Here is a 13,275-nt window from a genome sequence, read left to right on the forward strand (position 1 = left end):
ATTTGAACGACCAGTTGTCAGGTCGGGGCGTGGGCGTTAACGTACCGCAAAAGTGCAGAGGCTGAGTATATGTCCGATCCGGTAACTAATGTTGATGTAGAAGATGTCCTTTCGTCTATTCGTAGGCTGGTATCAGACACGAATTCTGACACCCGCGGGGGGGCTGCATCGCCTTCAATCAGTGAAGCAGATGCCGCTGGACCAAAGCCCACAGCCGATGCATTGATATTGACGTCTGCCTTGCGGGTGGATGCATCCGAGGCTGCGCCGGAAAACGCTGCTGAAGGTGCAGAGCAGGCCGATATGTCCAACCTGCGCAGCACTTTGGACGAAGTGGGCGCTGGTGAAGATGTGCCCGAGGATGCTGCGCCTTGGCCGCCTGAAAGCAATCACGCGGATTGGCCTGCACCCGCTGACGGTGACTACTATGAGGATGACGAAACATCCGAGGGTGCACCGGTCATTGATTTCATTCGTCACGGAAAAACTGCGGTGATTAACCGTGAAGAGGACGCGTCTGAGAGTTCTGATAGTGATGATGCGAACGAAGAATCCGATCAGGATTGGGCGGTGGAAGAGCAACCATCCCATGATAATGCGCCTGAAAGTGACATCATCGAGGCCGAAGATACCGATGTTGAAGGCACCGATACAGATGAGACGCAAGATGACCGGGACGAAGCTATGGAGGCCGCGTCATCTGAAGATGAAAGCTCGGCTGACCATGGGGACGAGCAAGATACAGTCGACCATGAGGATGCCGCAGAAGATTTAGCGGAAGAGGTGGTCTTTGCCTCTGCCGCAGCGGCCTCGGTTATGAATGATGATGCATCGCTAGGCGAGGATGCGGCAGAAGTTGATCTGGGCGATTTTGATGAAAGCATCATCGACGAAGATGCTTTGCGTGATCTCGTGGCTGAAATTGTGCGCCAAGAGTTGACGGGAGATCTGGGCGAGCGGATTACGCGCAATGTGCGCAAACTTGTGCGCCGTGAAATTCACCGCGCATTGCTGACCCGAGAATTTGAATAAAATTTGAACGGTTAGGTGGCTGGCGTTTCCTCGGCCAACTTATACAACATTTCGATGTCCAAATGTGCCTCTAGGTGATCGGCCAATGCGTTGAGGGCCAGCTCCACGTTTGCACTGTAGCTGCTAACCTGTGATGTGCCGCCTAACTGCTGCAAAAAGGCCTGCCGAAACCCGTCGGCGCCAAAAAGCCCGTGCATATAGCAGCCTTGAACGCGCTCGTCGGCGGATTGTGCTCCTGTAGCTTCGCCCTCGATGGTTAACCATGCGCGGGCAGTATCGGGGCCTTGCGTCGTGCCGATGTGGATTTCATACCCTGTTACGGTTTCCCCCGAGGGGGAGTGCACCCCTTGAACCTCGCAAAGGCGTTTATGAGGCGCCATTTCGGTGTCGACATCCAGCAGTCCAAGCCCATCAACGGTTTCTTTCGCCCCCTCAATGCCCTCGGGGTCCGAGATGGTTTTGCCCAGCATTTGATAGCCACCGCAAATCCCCAACACATGCCCGCCGCGCCGCAGGTGGGCCATTAGGTCAATGTCCCAGCCCTGCGCGCGAAAGTAAGCGAGATCGGCGATGGTGGATTTGGATCCGGGGATCAAAACCAGATCCGCGTCACCGGGCAAGGGGCGACCCGCTTCAATGATTTCCAACGATACGCCCGGTTCCATGGCCAAAGGGTCTAAGTCGTCGAAATTTGCGATCCGCGACAGCTTGGGGACGGCGATTTTCAAAGGTGCATCGCTGCGCGCAGTGGAGGTGATGTCCATGATGTCTTCGGCCGGTAACATCCACGCCTTGGGAAACCATGGCAGTACCCCCAAAGAGGCCCAGTCTGTGCGGTTGATAATCTCGGATAAGCCGTCGTCGAACAAACTCACGTCACCACGAAATTTGTTTATTATGAAGGCTTTAATGCGGTTTCTATCTGGGGCCGGCAAGACGGCTTGCGTGCCTACCACCTGCGCAATGACCCCGCCGCGATCAATGTCTCCGACCAAGATCACAGGAATATTGGCGGCTTCTGCGAACCCCATGTTGGCGATGTCACCTGTGCGCAAATTGATCTCGGCAGGGCTGCCTGCCCCTTCAATCACAACCAAATCGACGTCTTTTGCGAGGCGGTGGAAGCTCTCTAGCGTCTTGGCCAAAAGATGGGGTTTTTCCTTGGCATAGTCGCGTGCTTTTAGGGTCGCGTGCCGCTTGCCCTGCACGATAACTTGGGCGCCCACGTCGCTCTCTGGTTTTAGCAAGACCGGATTCATATCGGTGTGTGGGGCCACGCCACATGCAAGCGCTTGCAGGGCTTGAGCACGCCCAATCTCGCCGCCGTCCGAGGTCACGGCGGCATTATTGGACATGTTTTGCGGCTTGAAAGGGCGGACATTCATTCCGCGACGCGCAAAGACACGGCAAATCCCAGCGACAATCATGGATTTGCCGACATTAGAGCCCGCGCCTTGAATCATAATTGCTTTGGCCATTCGTGCGCCCCTCACCTAGATCACTGGCGTGCCGTGAATGGAACAAGAAGTAAAGTGAGTCGCCGCGCTAAAGGGCGTCCTCTTTCACAGCTTCCATGACGACATGGGTCGAGGTGTGTGCGACATGGGGCAGGGCGCTGACGTGCTCGCCCAAGACGCGGCGATAGGTTTGCATGTCAGAGGTGCGCACTTTGAGCAGGTAGTCATACTTGCCAGCAATCATGTGGCACTGTTCAATCTCGGGGATCAATAAGACAGCATTATTGAATGATTCCAATGCCTTTTCGCGTGTGTCGTCCAGTTTGACCTCGACGAAAGCGATATGTGCCAAGCCTAATTTGATCGGGTCAAGCTGGGCAGTATAGCCGCGAATATAGCCTGCTTTTTCCAACCGCCGTAGCCGTGTTTGGGTCGGGGATTTGGACAGGTTTATCCGGTCTGCCAAGTCGGTCACGGTGATCCGGCCACTGGCGGAAACTGCTTTCAGGATTGCAGTGTCGTAGTTGTCTAATTCATCAGCCATTTTGCCTGCCGTTTACCGAATCTGCGGGAAGTAATATGCGAATAACCTGCATTGCAGTGTCGCTTTTTGCAATATGGGTCGTACTGTTGGGAAAATAACTGTTACTGAAAGGTCCGGTATGTCCCTCCCATCTGGCTCAGCCCTCCGTCAAAAAATCCGCTCTAAAATGTTGCCAAGCGAGGCAGAGGTCTTGGCCGATCTCGTCTCTATGTCTGGATTGTCTACCGCTGATCGGGAACGAATTTCCAGCGCGGCTACGAAGCTTGTCGAGCAAATTCGCAACACGGCAAAGCCGGGCTTGATGGAGGTCTTTTTGGCGGAATACGGCCTTTCGACCGATGAGGGCGTGGCGTTGATGTGCTTGGCTGAGGCGTTATTGCGGGTGCCGGATGCGGACACCATGGATGCGCTGATCGAGGACAAAATTGCGCCCTCGAACTGGGGGCGCCACTTGGGGCATTCGGCTTCGCCTTTGGTGAATGCCTCCACTTGGGCCTTGATGCTGACGGGCAAGGTTCTTGATGATGATGCCAGCGGAATTGCAGGCCAAGTGCGCGGCATGGTTAAGCGGTTGGGAGAGCCGGTAATTCGCAGCGCGGTTGGGCGCGCGATGAAGGAAATGGGCCGCCAATTTGTGCTGGGCGAGACAATTTCCGCAGCAATGACCCGCGCGGAGGGTATGCAGGCGCAGGGCTACACGTATTCCTACGATATGCTGGGCGAGGCGGCGTGCACGGATGCGGATGCGATCGGGTATTTCGACGCCTATCACGACGCTATTGCCGCTATCGCAAAGGCGGCAACCCATGGCGATGTTCGCTCTAATCCGGGCATCTCGGTGAAGCTATCGGCCCTGTATCCGCGCTACGAGGCGACACAGCATAAGGGCGTGATGGAGGTGCTTTTGCCGCGCCTGACGACATTGTGCCACTTGGCTGCGCACGGTGGGGTGGGCTTGAACATTGATGCGGAAGAGGCGGACCGTTTGGATCTGTCGCTTGATGTGATCGAGGCGGCGCTGTCAGACCCGAAGCTGGCAGGCTGGGACGGGTTCGGCGTGGTGGTGCAGGCTTACGGCCCGCGTGCCAGCTATGTCATCGACTGGCTCTATGCTTTGGCCACGCGGTTGGATCGACGCATCATGGTGCGCTTGGTGAAGGGGGCTTATTGGGACACCGAGATCAAGCGCGCACAAGTGATGGGCTTGGCTGGGTTTCCGGTGTTTACCTATAAACAGGTGACGGATGTGTCCTATATTGCCAACGCCAAAAAGCTGCTGGGCATGGCTGACCGGATCTACCCGCAATTTGCCACCCATAACGCGCATACTGTGGCAGCCGTTTTGGATATGGCGCCGGATGTTGAGGCGTTCGAGTTTCAGCGGCTACACGGCATGGGAGAGCGGCTGCACGACATTGTGCTGCGCGATCATAAGGCCCGTTGTCGCGTTTATGCGCCAGTTGGGGCGCATCGCGATTTGCTGGCTTATCTGGTGCGGCGGTTGCTGGAAAACGGCGCGAACAGCTCCTTTGTGAACCAGATCGTGGATGAGGCTGTGCCTGCGTCTGTGGTCGCGGTTGATCCGTTTTCAGAGGCGGAGGGGCTAAGTTTTCCGGCGGTTACCTTGCCGCAAGATATCTTTCCGGGCCGCGAAAATTCAAAGGGTTGGGACTGGACTGATCCCATGGATATGGCGGGGATTGATGCAGCTCGCGCGCCATTCAAGCAGGGGCAGGCCGAGGCAAAACCCCTTGCGGTTAACGGGTTTCCAAGTGCGGCGCAGCATGAGGTTTACTGCCCCGCACAACCAACAGATCACGTCGGCAGCGTTGATTTGGCCAGCGCGCAAGATGCAGTTGAGGCCGTGGCCAATGCGCAGTCATGGTCTGCGCCCGCGGCTGAGCGCGCAGCGGTATTGACCCGCGCCGCTGACCTCTATGAGGCCAACATGGGCCGCATCTTTGCGCTGCTGACACGCGAAGCCGGAAAGACCATGCCTGATTGCATTGGCGAAATACGTGAAGCTGTTGATTTTTTACGGTATTATGCGAATGAGGCCCTGTCCCTAACGGGGCCTGCGCGCGGGCGTATCGTGTGCATTTCACCGTGGAACTTTCCTCTGGCGATATTCACCGGCCAAGTTGCGGCGGCTCTTGCGGCGGGCAATGCGGTTCTGGCCAAACCAGCAGAGCAGACACCGCTGATTGCGCATTTGGCGACCACGCTTTTGCATGAAGCGGGCGTGCCTTTGGCAGCGTTGCAACTGCTCCCCGGCGGGGGCGAGGTCGGCGCGGCCTTAACTGGCCAGCCTGCGGTTGATGGGGTGTGTTTCACTGGCTCCACCGCGACGGCCATGCGCATTCATCAAAACCTTGCGCGTGATGGCAACCCATGCGCGCCACTGATCGCTGAAACCGGTGGCTTAAATGCGATGATCGTCGACAGTACTGCGCTGCCCGAGCAGGTCACCCGCGATATCATCGCCTCGGCGTTTCAGTCGGCGGGGCAGCGATGTTCGGCGCTGCGCTGCCTCTATGTGCAAGAGGACGTGGCGGAGGGACTGATTGAGATGCTTCGCGGCGCGATGGATGCTTTGGTTTTGGGCAACCCGTGGGATGTTCGCACCGATGTCGGGCCGATTATTGATGGGCCTGCCCGCGACAAGATTGCCAGCTATATTGATGTCGCGCGCGCTGAGGGACGGGTGTTGCACGAGACAACGGCCCCGCAAGACGGCACATTCATCGCGCCGACGATGATGCAGGTGGCTGGCATACATGAGATGAAAGAGGAAATTTTCGGGCCAGTGTTACATGTGGCAACCTTCAAGTCCTCCGAGCTGAATGCTGTGATCGACGGGATTAATGCGACGGGGTACGGGCTGACATTTGGGCTGCACTCGCGCATTGATGACCGTGTGCAGGCGGTTGTTGACCGTGTGCATGCGGGCAATATCTATGTGAACAGGAACCAGATTGGGGCGGTCGTTGGCTCGCAACCCTTTGGTGGAGAAGGGTTGTCTGGCACGGGGCCAAAAGCGGGCGGCCCGCTGTATTTGCCGAAGTTCACCAAAAGCGCGGAGTTCACCGCGGCCAAAGAGGCGGATGAGATGCCGGGGCCAACAGGCGAAGCTAACCGGCTCGAGACCCATGCGCGCGGCCCGTTTGTTTGCCTTGGGCCAGATGTCGAGGCACAGATTGTTGCCGTGCAAGCGGCCGGTGGCCGGGCAATTTCGGGATCAGAGGAGGATCTAACGCAGGCGCGTGATATCGCTGGCGGCCTGTGGTGGGGAGATGCGGAAACGGCGCAGCGGTTGCGCCAGATTTTGGCAAATCGGGACGGGCCAATCTTGCAACTTGTGACCGAGGCACCGCGCCCCTGCGATACTTTGGCAGAGCGTCACACATGTATTGATACGACGGCCTCAGGCGGCAATGCGGCCTTGCTGGCGGAGGTGGGTGCTTGACCCTCCGCGCCCAATCCGTCAGCGTTGATTTATGTTTCCAATTCGTGATCACAACCCGTCCGAGCGCACGCCCTATGTAACCTATGGCATCATCGCGGTGAACGTGGTGGTGTTTCTAATATATTGGCCACTGTTTGGCGACGAGCGGGCCTTATCCGCCTTCTATGACACATGGGGGATGCGCCCTGTTGAGGTCACCAATGGGGTCGAGAGCTACACATTGGTAACCTCGATGTTCTTGCATGGCGGCTTGATGCACTTAGCCGGTAACATGTTGTTTTTGTGGATATTTGGCGACAACCTTGAAGATCAGATGGGTCACATCGGTTTTGCGCTATTCTATTTGGTCTCGGGGATCGGGGCTGATATTGGGCAAATCCTTGCGGACCCTGACAGCCCGATTGTTGTGGTCGGGGCCTCTGGCGCAATTGCGGGCGTTATGGGGGGGTATTTGCTGCTGTTCCCGAAGGCCAAAGTCGATATTTTGCTGATCATAGTCATCTTTTTCAAAGTGTTTCCGGTGCCTGCGTGGGTGATGCTTGGCATCTGGTTTGCGTTGCAGTTGTTCAACGGGGTCATCAACCTTGGCTCGGTCGAAGCTGGCGTAGCGTATTGGGCACATGCGGGCGGGTTCATTGTGGGGCTGGTGCTGTGTATCCCGCTATGGCTTAAGCGCGGCGGTGCAGGGTATTGGCAGGCAACGCTGGGCCATCCACCACATCCGGAAGCCACCTATAAATCAACCCTTCCAAGGGTGACGAGACGTAAATGAAACCCCACAGCCCTGCCTACGCAATTGTGCCCTATGGGGTCTGGCCTACTTTTGGCATCGCGAATTTACCGCTGGACGACTTGATCTGGCCGCTGGGCCGCCCAGAGCGTTTGTTGAAGGGCTGTGTGCTTTGAAAATTGTGAAAACCAAGTTGGCATCCCTGATTGCTTCGAAAAAGCGGGACCTCCCCGGTCATCAATTACGCCATGATGCCGTCAACTATGTGCGCGGAAACGAACTTGATGTGGAGGTCATGGGGCGGGGGTATGTGACCCTCGACAAAAAGGAGGACGGGCTTGCGCCGTTCTGCTACTCGGTCGTGATCGAGAACTGCCAAGAGGCGTCCTATGCCTCAGAGAAATTGATTGATGCCCTGTTATGCCGCGCTGTGCCGCTTTATTGGGGGGCGGCTGGCATTAGCCAATACTTCGATATGGGTGGGATAATTGTTTGTGATGATAAAGGGGCGCTGGAGAAAGCCCTGCGCAAGCTATCGCGCGAGGATTACGAGCGCCGCGCAGCCGCAGTAGAAGAAAATTACCATCGTGCAGTGATTTATTCTGATAGTTTTTTACGGGCCGCTGTAATTTTACGAGATGAAGGATAAGGCATGATCACATCACGCATATTTGGCGGGTTGGGCAATCAGTTGTTTCAATATGCAACGGGCCGGGCTTTGGCGCTGCGGGCGGGTGATAGTTTCCAGTTGGATGCGCGTTTGGCCCCTGAAGGGGATCATTGGGCCTATGCGCTTGGGCATTTTAATATTGCGGGGAGTGTGGCGGAGCCGGCCCTGCTTCCGCCTGATAAGGCGCAGCCGCTGCGCTATGCGGCATGGCGCTACTTTGGTGGTGCGCCCAAGCTTTTTCGAGAGCGTGGCTTGGGCTTTGATGCGTCAGTTGCCGCGCTGCAAGGCGACGCCTACTTGCATGGGTATTTTCAGTCAGAGCGGTATTTTGCAGATCATGCGCAAACCATTCGTGACGAGCTGCAAATTATTACCCCGCCTAGTGACGAGAACAAGCGTTGGGCCGATGACATCCTATCTGCTCCGTCCGTATCGCTGCACTTGCGCCGTGGGGATTATGTCTCGGGCAAGGGGGCGGGAACCCATGCCAGTTGTGACGCCGCCTATTACGAGCGCGCCTTGGCGCATATCGCCGCGCATATGAAAGACGAGCCAGTGGTGTTTGTGTTCTCCGATGACCCGGTTTGGGCGCGCGAAAACCTCGAGCTGCCCTTCGAGATGCGGGTCGCGGGGCACAATGGCTCGGATAAGCACTACGAGGATATGCGCCTGATTGCGGCGTGCCGTCACAACGTCATCGCCAATTCGACGTTTTCGTGGTGGGGGGCGTGGCTGAACGCAAACCAAGATAAACGAGTTGTCGCTCCGGAGCAGTGGTTTGCTGACCCGAAGCTGTCTAACCCAGATATTACGCCGAACGGCTGGGCGCGGGTCTAGGGGTTAGGCGCGCTCGGAGTATTCCATCGACTCTGTATCGACGATAATATCCTCATCCACACCAACAAATGGCGGCACCATGAGGCGTACACCATTGTCCAGAACAGCGGGCTTGAAGCTTTTGGAGGCTGTCTGCCCTTTGATCACCGGCTCTGTCTCGACAACTTTGCAGGTAACTTTTTGAGGCAGGGAAGCGCTGAGCGCTTCTTCATCATGGAATTCAACCACAGCAATCATGCCATCTTGCAAGAACGGGCGGCGATCTCCCAAAAGGTCGGCAGGAATCTCGACCTGCTCATAGGTCTCGGTGTCCATGAAGGTCAGCATTCCGTCGGTCTCATATAGGAATTGCTGGTCTTTTTGCTCAAGGCGAACACGCTCGACTTTGTCGGCGCTGCGGAAACGCTCGTTCAGTTTTGAGCCGTTGCGCAGGTTCTTCATCTCGACCTGAGCGAAGGCCCCGCCCTTGCCCGGTTTGACGTGATCAACCTTCACGGCGATCCAAAGACCACTGTTGTGCTCTAAAATATATCCGCCACGGATTTCGTTCCCGTTAATCTTTGGCATTGTGTCATTTCCTAGGCAAAAGGTTGATCGGATTGTTTTCATTCCTATATCTGGGGAGGGAATGGGAGGCAAGATAGCTAAATATAGTTAACAGTGACGTTAAGTCATGCGCTCAGCGCATAGGTGGCATTCCAAAAATGCAATGACGAATCGGAAAACATGTGTCACAACCCTCTTCACGCCCAAAGATACAAGAGCAAAAATAAAGGAAACGAAATGGCTGCTGATTTCGTTGATGGTAACGCTTTCAACTTCGAACAAGGTCAACGTGCGCGCAAGCTGTTTGCGGCTGTTGTTCTGGCTGCACTCGATGATGCGATTGCAGATGATAAAAAATATGGCAACGGCCCCGAGCAAATCGCCCGCTGGGCGCGGTCTCGTGATGGCCGTGAGGTGCTAAGCTGCGCAGGCATCGACCCCAACGAGCGGGTTGTGTCCGGCTTGATGTCTTTCGTAGGCAATGGCGTGCGGACGTCTGTTGCGCTGTCTCGCGAAGAGAGCGAGCGCCGGAGCCAAGCCGAAGCTGCATAGGTTTTGCCAATTGATTTTTGAAGCGCGTCCCATTCGGGGCGCGTTTTTTTTGTGCCGATGCCAGATCCGGTATGGCGAGGGCTAAGGTTTCTCAGCAGCGGGCATGGCTTCCTCTTCTCTCTTATGTTGGCCAACATGTATTTTGTGAAAGTTTGGTGCGGGCGGTGGGAGTCGAACCCACACGGGCATTCGCCCAACAGATTTTAAGTTTTGCTTCAGGGCACTTTTTACGGCCTTTTGCGCCTTATAGCGGTCCGCAAGTCCATATATACACGACATAAAACTCTTATGCGCCTCAGAACGACCTGAGGCCACCTAATCAGAAACGGGCCCGAGTTCGGGCTAACCGTCAGATTGCATAGGAGAAACGCCTCATGGCAACCAAACTCACGCAAAGCGTGGTGGACAAAATCCGCCATGACCAAAAGCCGGGCAAACAGATATATGACGCCTCTGTCAGCGGCCTTCGGATCGTCGTTGGCAAGAACAGTGCCAGCTATAAATTAGTGGGTCGGATCAATGACGGAACGGATCGCTATATATCTATCCTCATTGGTCGCACGGACGAGGTGTCGCTGAAATCAGCCCGAGAACGCGCGCACGAGTTACGCACGATACTTCGTCGTGGCGAAGACCCGAGAGCGCCTAAGGCCACGATACCGAACCTCAAGCAGGTCGCAGACGCTTACTTTGCAACACGCGGTCAGGAACTCAGCACACGAACTTTGGCGTGGTATAAAGCAAAGGTGGATGGCTCGCTTTCAACGCTGAAGAAAATCCCCGTGGATCGGATTGATCGCGCCACAGTGCGGGCATTGCATGAGAAACTAACCCGCAAGGCAGGACCATGTGGTGCCAATGGCGCCATGCGGGTTCTCAAACTTCTGATCAACGATGCCGCCAGAACGCATGATTTGCCGCCCAATCCGGTGACTCGGGGCGTTCGCATGAACCAAGAGAGACCAAGGGACTGGGCAATTGGACCAGATGATATGCCTTTGCTGTGGCAGCAACTGGATGATCTGGAAGATCGGGTGCGTCGCGGCTGTTGGTTGGTAATGTTGCTGACTGGCTTGCGTCGAGGCGACGCACAAACGATGAAATGGGAACATCTGGACCAAGATGGTGTTCTGTCGGTTCCGTCACCAAAGGGTGGTGAGGCCAAAGCATTCAAAATGCCCCTGCCTCGGTTGCTCATTCAAGAATTGGGTGAAGTGCGAGATTTGACAAGGCCGCTGGAAAGCCCATTCGTCTTTCCGTCAACTGGCGCAAAAAGTGGCCACATCGAAAATATGTCGCGAACAAAGGGCTTTCCTTATGCCCCTCACATGATGCGCCATACCTACCGGACGCATGCGATGGAGGCCGGGGTGGATTTTCAAACGGTGACGTTGTTGTTGAACCATGCCAACCCGCATGTGTCGTTTAACTATGTGACACGGGCGCATCTTTTGGGGCATATGCGGGAAGCACAGGAAAAAGTTTGCACGAGGTTGGCTGGGTTTAGACAACGACAATCAGACAACTCATTCAGTTTTGCCAGATAGCCTGTGTGAACCCAAAGGTGATGTTGCCCCTATTCGGAACATCCCTGAGGTGTTTCCTGAAGATGATGATGACTTTCAGGTTGCTTTTGGTTGCTAAAAATCGCGGAATGTACCCACTGGACCGAGGATGCATAGTTTACTGATTTGGAGAGTAGTTGATGTCGAAAAATACTCGCTTAGCGAGACTGCTTGATCGCGGCTTTTATCCAGCCGAGCTTCCACCGCCTTTCCAAACAAGAAATTTCAGCGCCGCAGCTACGAGTTTAAGCCCCCCTAACAGTTACTATGGCAGCACGACATTTTTTGATGGAGCGACATTTCGAGCTGTCCTTAGAACATTTGGGGTAATCAATCCTTGCAGCTATTATTTACTGTCAAATTTCGTTGCTGAAAATTGGAGCCAAATAACTTCTGTTTTACGATTGAGCTCATGTTCAGGCGCAAGGCCGAAATTTCCACCGATAGCTGCAAACGGTAGGGCTATTGAAACAGCATCGTTAGCCGCAAAACGAAAAAGCCAACAGCATTTGGCTAGTAGCTTTCCGTCAATCCTAACCGTGGACATAAATAGGTTCTATGGTTCAGTTTATACCCACTCCATCCCTTGGGCAGCACTTGGAAAGCAGGAAGCAAAGAGAAGGTATCGAGCTCATACCTTATCAGGTCACTGGAGTGACACGTTGGATAAGCTCGTTCGAAACTGCAACCAACGACAGACTATTGGGATACCTATTGGACCGGACACCTCTAGGATCATATCTGAAATGATTCTAGCCCGTATCGACTCTGAGCTTTGCACAAGAGAATCTGGCATCACCTCCAATCAAGTTTTTCATAACATTGATGATTACCAGATTGGTGGGTTCGAAATAGGCGAGTTGGAGAACGCGCAAAGCCAATTCGTACGAACTATAAGCCGCTATGAGCTCAGGCTAAATGATTTTAAAACCTCAGTCGACGCCGGTTTGGCATTTGTGCCAACTAACTTTCAAAGGCAATTTGACATTCTGGAAGAGCAAACAGGTAAACATTTCGTAGAGCATTTCTTCGAACTGTTATACGAAATCACACCAGACCACCCGAATGCAAACGTAGTCGGGTACGCGCTCAAAAGGTTTTCTCTTAAGCTTGCTCGAAACCCAGAGAAGGTACTTGTTCGTGAGTATCTTCAGCGCCTTTTGTTCGCAGCACCCCATCAAGCTAGGTGGATACTGCCGTTGCTCTTAGGATTCTACGATCACCTTGGCACAAATGCGGAAACTCGAAAGGTATTTAGCTGGGGAGTGGAGATTTGTGCGAGGCGAAATGATGTGGGTAACCTTCTGTGGTTCCTGTATGGCGCAATTTTTCTGAATTTGCGTTTAGTCCGGAAAACATGTGACCTGTGTGTTGGTGTCTCCAGTGAATTGGTCGACCTCATGCTTTTTCATGGCAGTCATGTCGGTTTGTTTACGATCGACAAACCTGCCTTAAGGCGCCGTTACAGCGATGCCGATTTTCGAACGGGGGCATGGCTTCCACTCTATGAGATTGAACGGAGAGCTTGGGACACAAGCCCCGCTTTTTCAAAACTGGGGACCGCGGATGATGCTAACAGTTTGTACAATAGCTTGCGGGACAACAGCGTTGAATTTTATTTGACTGATCAACATCTATTCGACGTAACAGCGTTTTCTGGCTGGCGCTTAACCCCTGAAGTTTTTGCCCAACAAGAAGAGGCCGGATTGAATGTTCAAGACTTTCAGCACCTACCTGATGATTTCGGTGCCCCAGAAGACTTCGACGACTTTTGGATGAATTACGACTAAGTGTAGAGTAAGACAAACTCCGTTTTCATGGCAATAAATGAATCTAATGGTTAAATAACAACGGGTTACATCAGGCTGCAACAAGG

The 13,275-nt window shown here is 54.4% G+C and carries 12 protein-coding genes; 9 read left to right on the forward strand and 3 right to left on the reverse strand.

Features of this window, described 5'->3' with window-relative positions; translation table 11 throughout:
* The first annotated feature begins 69 nt into the window (after positions 1 to 69).
* A complete protein-coding gene (locus AC3Y7R_RS12895; RefSeq protein ID WP_490042456.1) occupies positions 70 to 1,032 on the forward strand; it encodes a hypothetical protein in 963 nt (320 codons plus the stop codon).
* 11 nt (positions 1,033 to 1,043) lie between these two features.
* On the opposite strand, the gene AC3Y7R_RS12900 is transcribed toward AC3Y7R_RS12895, so the two are convergent.
* Positions 1,044 to 2,510 (reverse strand): cobyric acid synthase, encoded by a 1,467-nt coding sequence (locus tag AC3Y7R_RS12900; protein WP_490042457.1) that lies wholly within the window; start codon positions 2,508 to 2,510, stop codon positions 1,044 to 1,046.
* Positions 2,511 to 2,577: 67 nt separating this feature from the next.
* The gene (locus AC3Y7R_RS12905; RefSeq protein WP_490042458.1) at positions 2,578 to 3,033 is read right to left on the reverse strand and encodes an Lrp/AsnC family transcriptional regulator; all 456 of its coding nucleotides are present in this window, start codon (positions 3,031 to 3,033) and stop codon (positions 2,578 to 2,580) included.
* 118 nt (positions 3,034 to 3,151) lie between these two features.
* Between AC3Y7R_RS12905 and putA the strand changes: the two genes are divergently transcribed.
* The 5 genes from putA to AC3Y7R_RS12930 are packed head-to-tail and all read left to right on the forward strand — an operon-like array spanning position 3,152 to position 8,736.
* Positions 3,152 to 6,499: a bifunctional proline dehydrogenase/L-glutamate gamma-semialdehyde dehydrogenase PutA gene (gene putA / locus AC3Y7R_RS12910; RefSeq protein ID WP_490042459.1), complete on the forward strand. Its 3,348-nt coding sequence runs from the start codon at positions 3,152 to 3,154 to the stop codon at positions 6,497 to 6,499.
* Between the two features lie 31 nt (positions 6,500 to 6,530).
* Positions 6,531 to 7,271, forward strand: a complete 741-nt coding sequence (locus AC3Y7R_RS12915) for a rhomboid family intramembrane serine protease (RefSeq protein WP_490042460.1) — start codon at positions 6,531 to 6,533, stop codon at positions 7,269 to 7,271.
* On the forward strand, positions 7,268 to 7,405 hold the full coding sequence (locus AC3Y7R_RS12920; RefSeq protein WP_490042461.1) for a hypothetical protein: 138 nt from the start codon (positions 7,268 to 7,270) through the stop codon (positions 7,403 to 7,405). The genes AC3Y7R_RS12915 and AC3Y7R_RS12920 overlap by 4 nt, the downstream gene beginning before the upstream one ends.
* On the forward strand, positions 7,402 to 7,878 hold the full coding sequence (locus tag AC3Y7R_RS12925; protein ID WP_490042462.1) for a hypothetical protein: 477 nt from the start codon (positions 7,402 to 7,404) through the stop codon (positions 7,876 to 7,878). Before AC3Y7R_RS12920 ends, AC3Y7R_RS12925 begins: the two co-directional genes overlap by 4 nt.
* Positions 7,879 to 7,881: 3 nt before the next feature.
* Entirely contained in the window at positions 7,882 to 8,736 is an 855-nt protein-coding gene (locus AC3Y7R_RS12930) for an alpha-1,2-fucosyltransferase (RefSeq protein ID WP_490042463.1), read from the forward strand.
* Between the two features lie 3 nt (positions 8,737 to 8,739).
* On the opposite strand, the gene efp is transcribed toward AC3Y7R_RS12930, so the two are convergent.
* Positions 8,740 to 9,303 carry an elongation factor P gene (efp, locus tag AC3Y7R_RS12935; protein ID WP_490042464.1) on the reverse strand — a complete coding sequence of 188 codons (564 nt, stop codon included), beginning with the start codon at positions 9,301 to 9,303 and terminating at the stop codon, positions 8,740 to 8,742.
* A gap of 216 nt (positions 9,304 to 9,519) precedes the next feature.
* On the opposite strand from efp, the gene AC3Y7R_RS12940 reads away from it, so the two are divergent.
* The 3 genes from AC3Y7R_RS12940 to AC3Y7R_RS12950 all read left to right on the forward strand — a co-directional run bounded on the left by AC3Y7R_RS12940 (position 9,520) and on the right by AC3Y7R_RS12950 (position 13,189).
* Positions 9,520 to 9,834, forward strand: coding sequence for a DUF6280 family protein (locus AC3Y7R_RS12940; protein WP_490042465.1), 315 nt, complete (start codon positions 9,520 to 9,522; stop codon positions 9,832 to 9,834).
* 374 nt (positions 9,835 to 10,208) lie between these two features.
* Positions 10,209 to 11,381 (forward strand): tyrosine-type recombinase/integrase, encoded by a 1,173-nt coding sequence (locus tag AC3Y7R_RS12945; protein ID WP_490042466.1) that lies wholly within the window; start codon positions 10,209 to 10,211, stop codon positions 11,379 to 11,381.
* Positions 11,382 to 11,539: 158 nt separating this feature from the next.
* Positions 11,540 to 13,189, forward strand: a complete 1,650-nt coding sequence (locus AC3Y7R_RS12950) for an RNA-directed DNA polymerase (RefSeq protein ID WP_490042467.1) — start codon at positions 11,540 to 11,542, stop codon at positions 13,187 to 13,189.
* Positions 13,190 to 13,275 lie beyond the last annotated feature (86 nt).

The sequence above is a fragment of the Litoreibacter sp. genome (assembly GCF_058136045.1).

What these genes read in the sequence shown, in the direction of transcription:
- AC3Y7R_RS12940 (WP_490042465.1), top strand. Translation starts at nt 9,520, where the DNA reads ATGGCTGCTGATTTCGTTGATGGTAACGCTTTCAACTTCGAACAAGGT.
- AC3Y7R_RS12920 (WP_490042461.1), top strand. Translation starts at nt 7,268, where the DNA reads ATGAAACCCCACAGCCCTGCCTACGCAATTGTGCCCTATGGGGTCTGG.
- efp (WP_490042464.1), bottom strand. Translation starts at nt 9,303, where the DNA reads ATGCCAAAGATTAACGGGAACGAAATCCGTGGCGGATATATTTTAGAG.
- AC3Y7R_RS12915 (WP_490042460.1), top strand. Translation starts at nt 6,531, where the DNA reads ATGTTTCCAATTCGTGATCACAACCCGTCCGAGCGCACGCCCTATGTA.
- putA (WP_490042459.1), top strand. Translation starts at nt 3,152, where the DNA reads ATGTCCCTCCCATCTGGCTCAGCCCTCCGTCAAAAAATCCGCTCTAAA.
- AC3Y7R_RS12930 (WP_490042463.1), top strand. Translation starts at nt 7,882, where the DNA reads ATGATCACATCACGCATATTTGGCGGGTTGGGCAATCAGTTGTTTCAA.
- AC3Y7R_RS12900 (WP_490042457.1), bottom strand. Translation starts at nt 2,510, where the DNA reads ATGGCCAAAGCAATTATGATTCAAGGCGCGGGCTCTAATGTCGGCAAA.
- AC3Y7R_RS12950 (WP_490042467.1), top strand. Translation starts at nt 11,540, where the DNA reads ATGTCGAAAAATACTCGCTTAGCGAGACTGCTTGATCGCGGCTTTTAT.
- AC3Y7R_RS12895 (WP_490042456.1), top strand. Translation starts at nt 70, where the DNA reads ATGTCCGATCCGGTAACTAATGTTGATGTAGAAGATGTCCTTTCGTCT.
- AC3Y7R_RS12905 (WP_490042458.1), bottom strand. Translation starts at nt 3,033, where the DNA reads ATGGCTGATGAATTAGACAACTACGACACTGCAATCCTGAAAGCAGTT.
- AC3Y7R_RS12945 (WP_490042466.1), top strand. Translation starts at nt 10,209, where the DNA reads ATGGCAACCAAACTCACGCAAAGCGTGGTGGACAAAATCCGCCATGAC.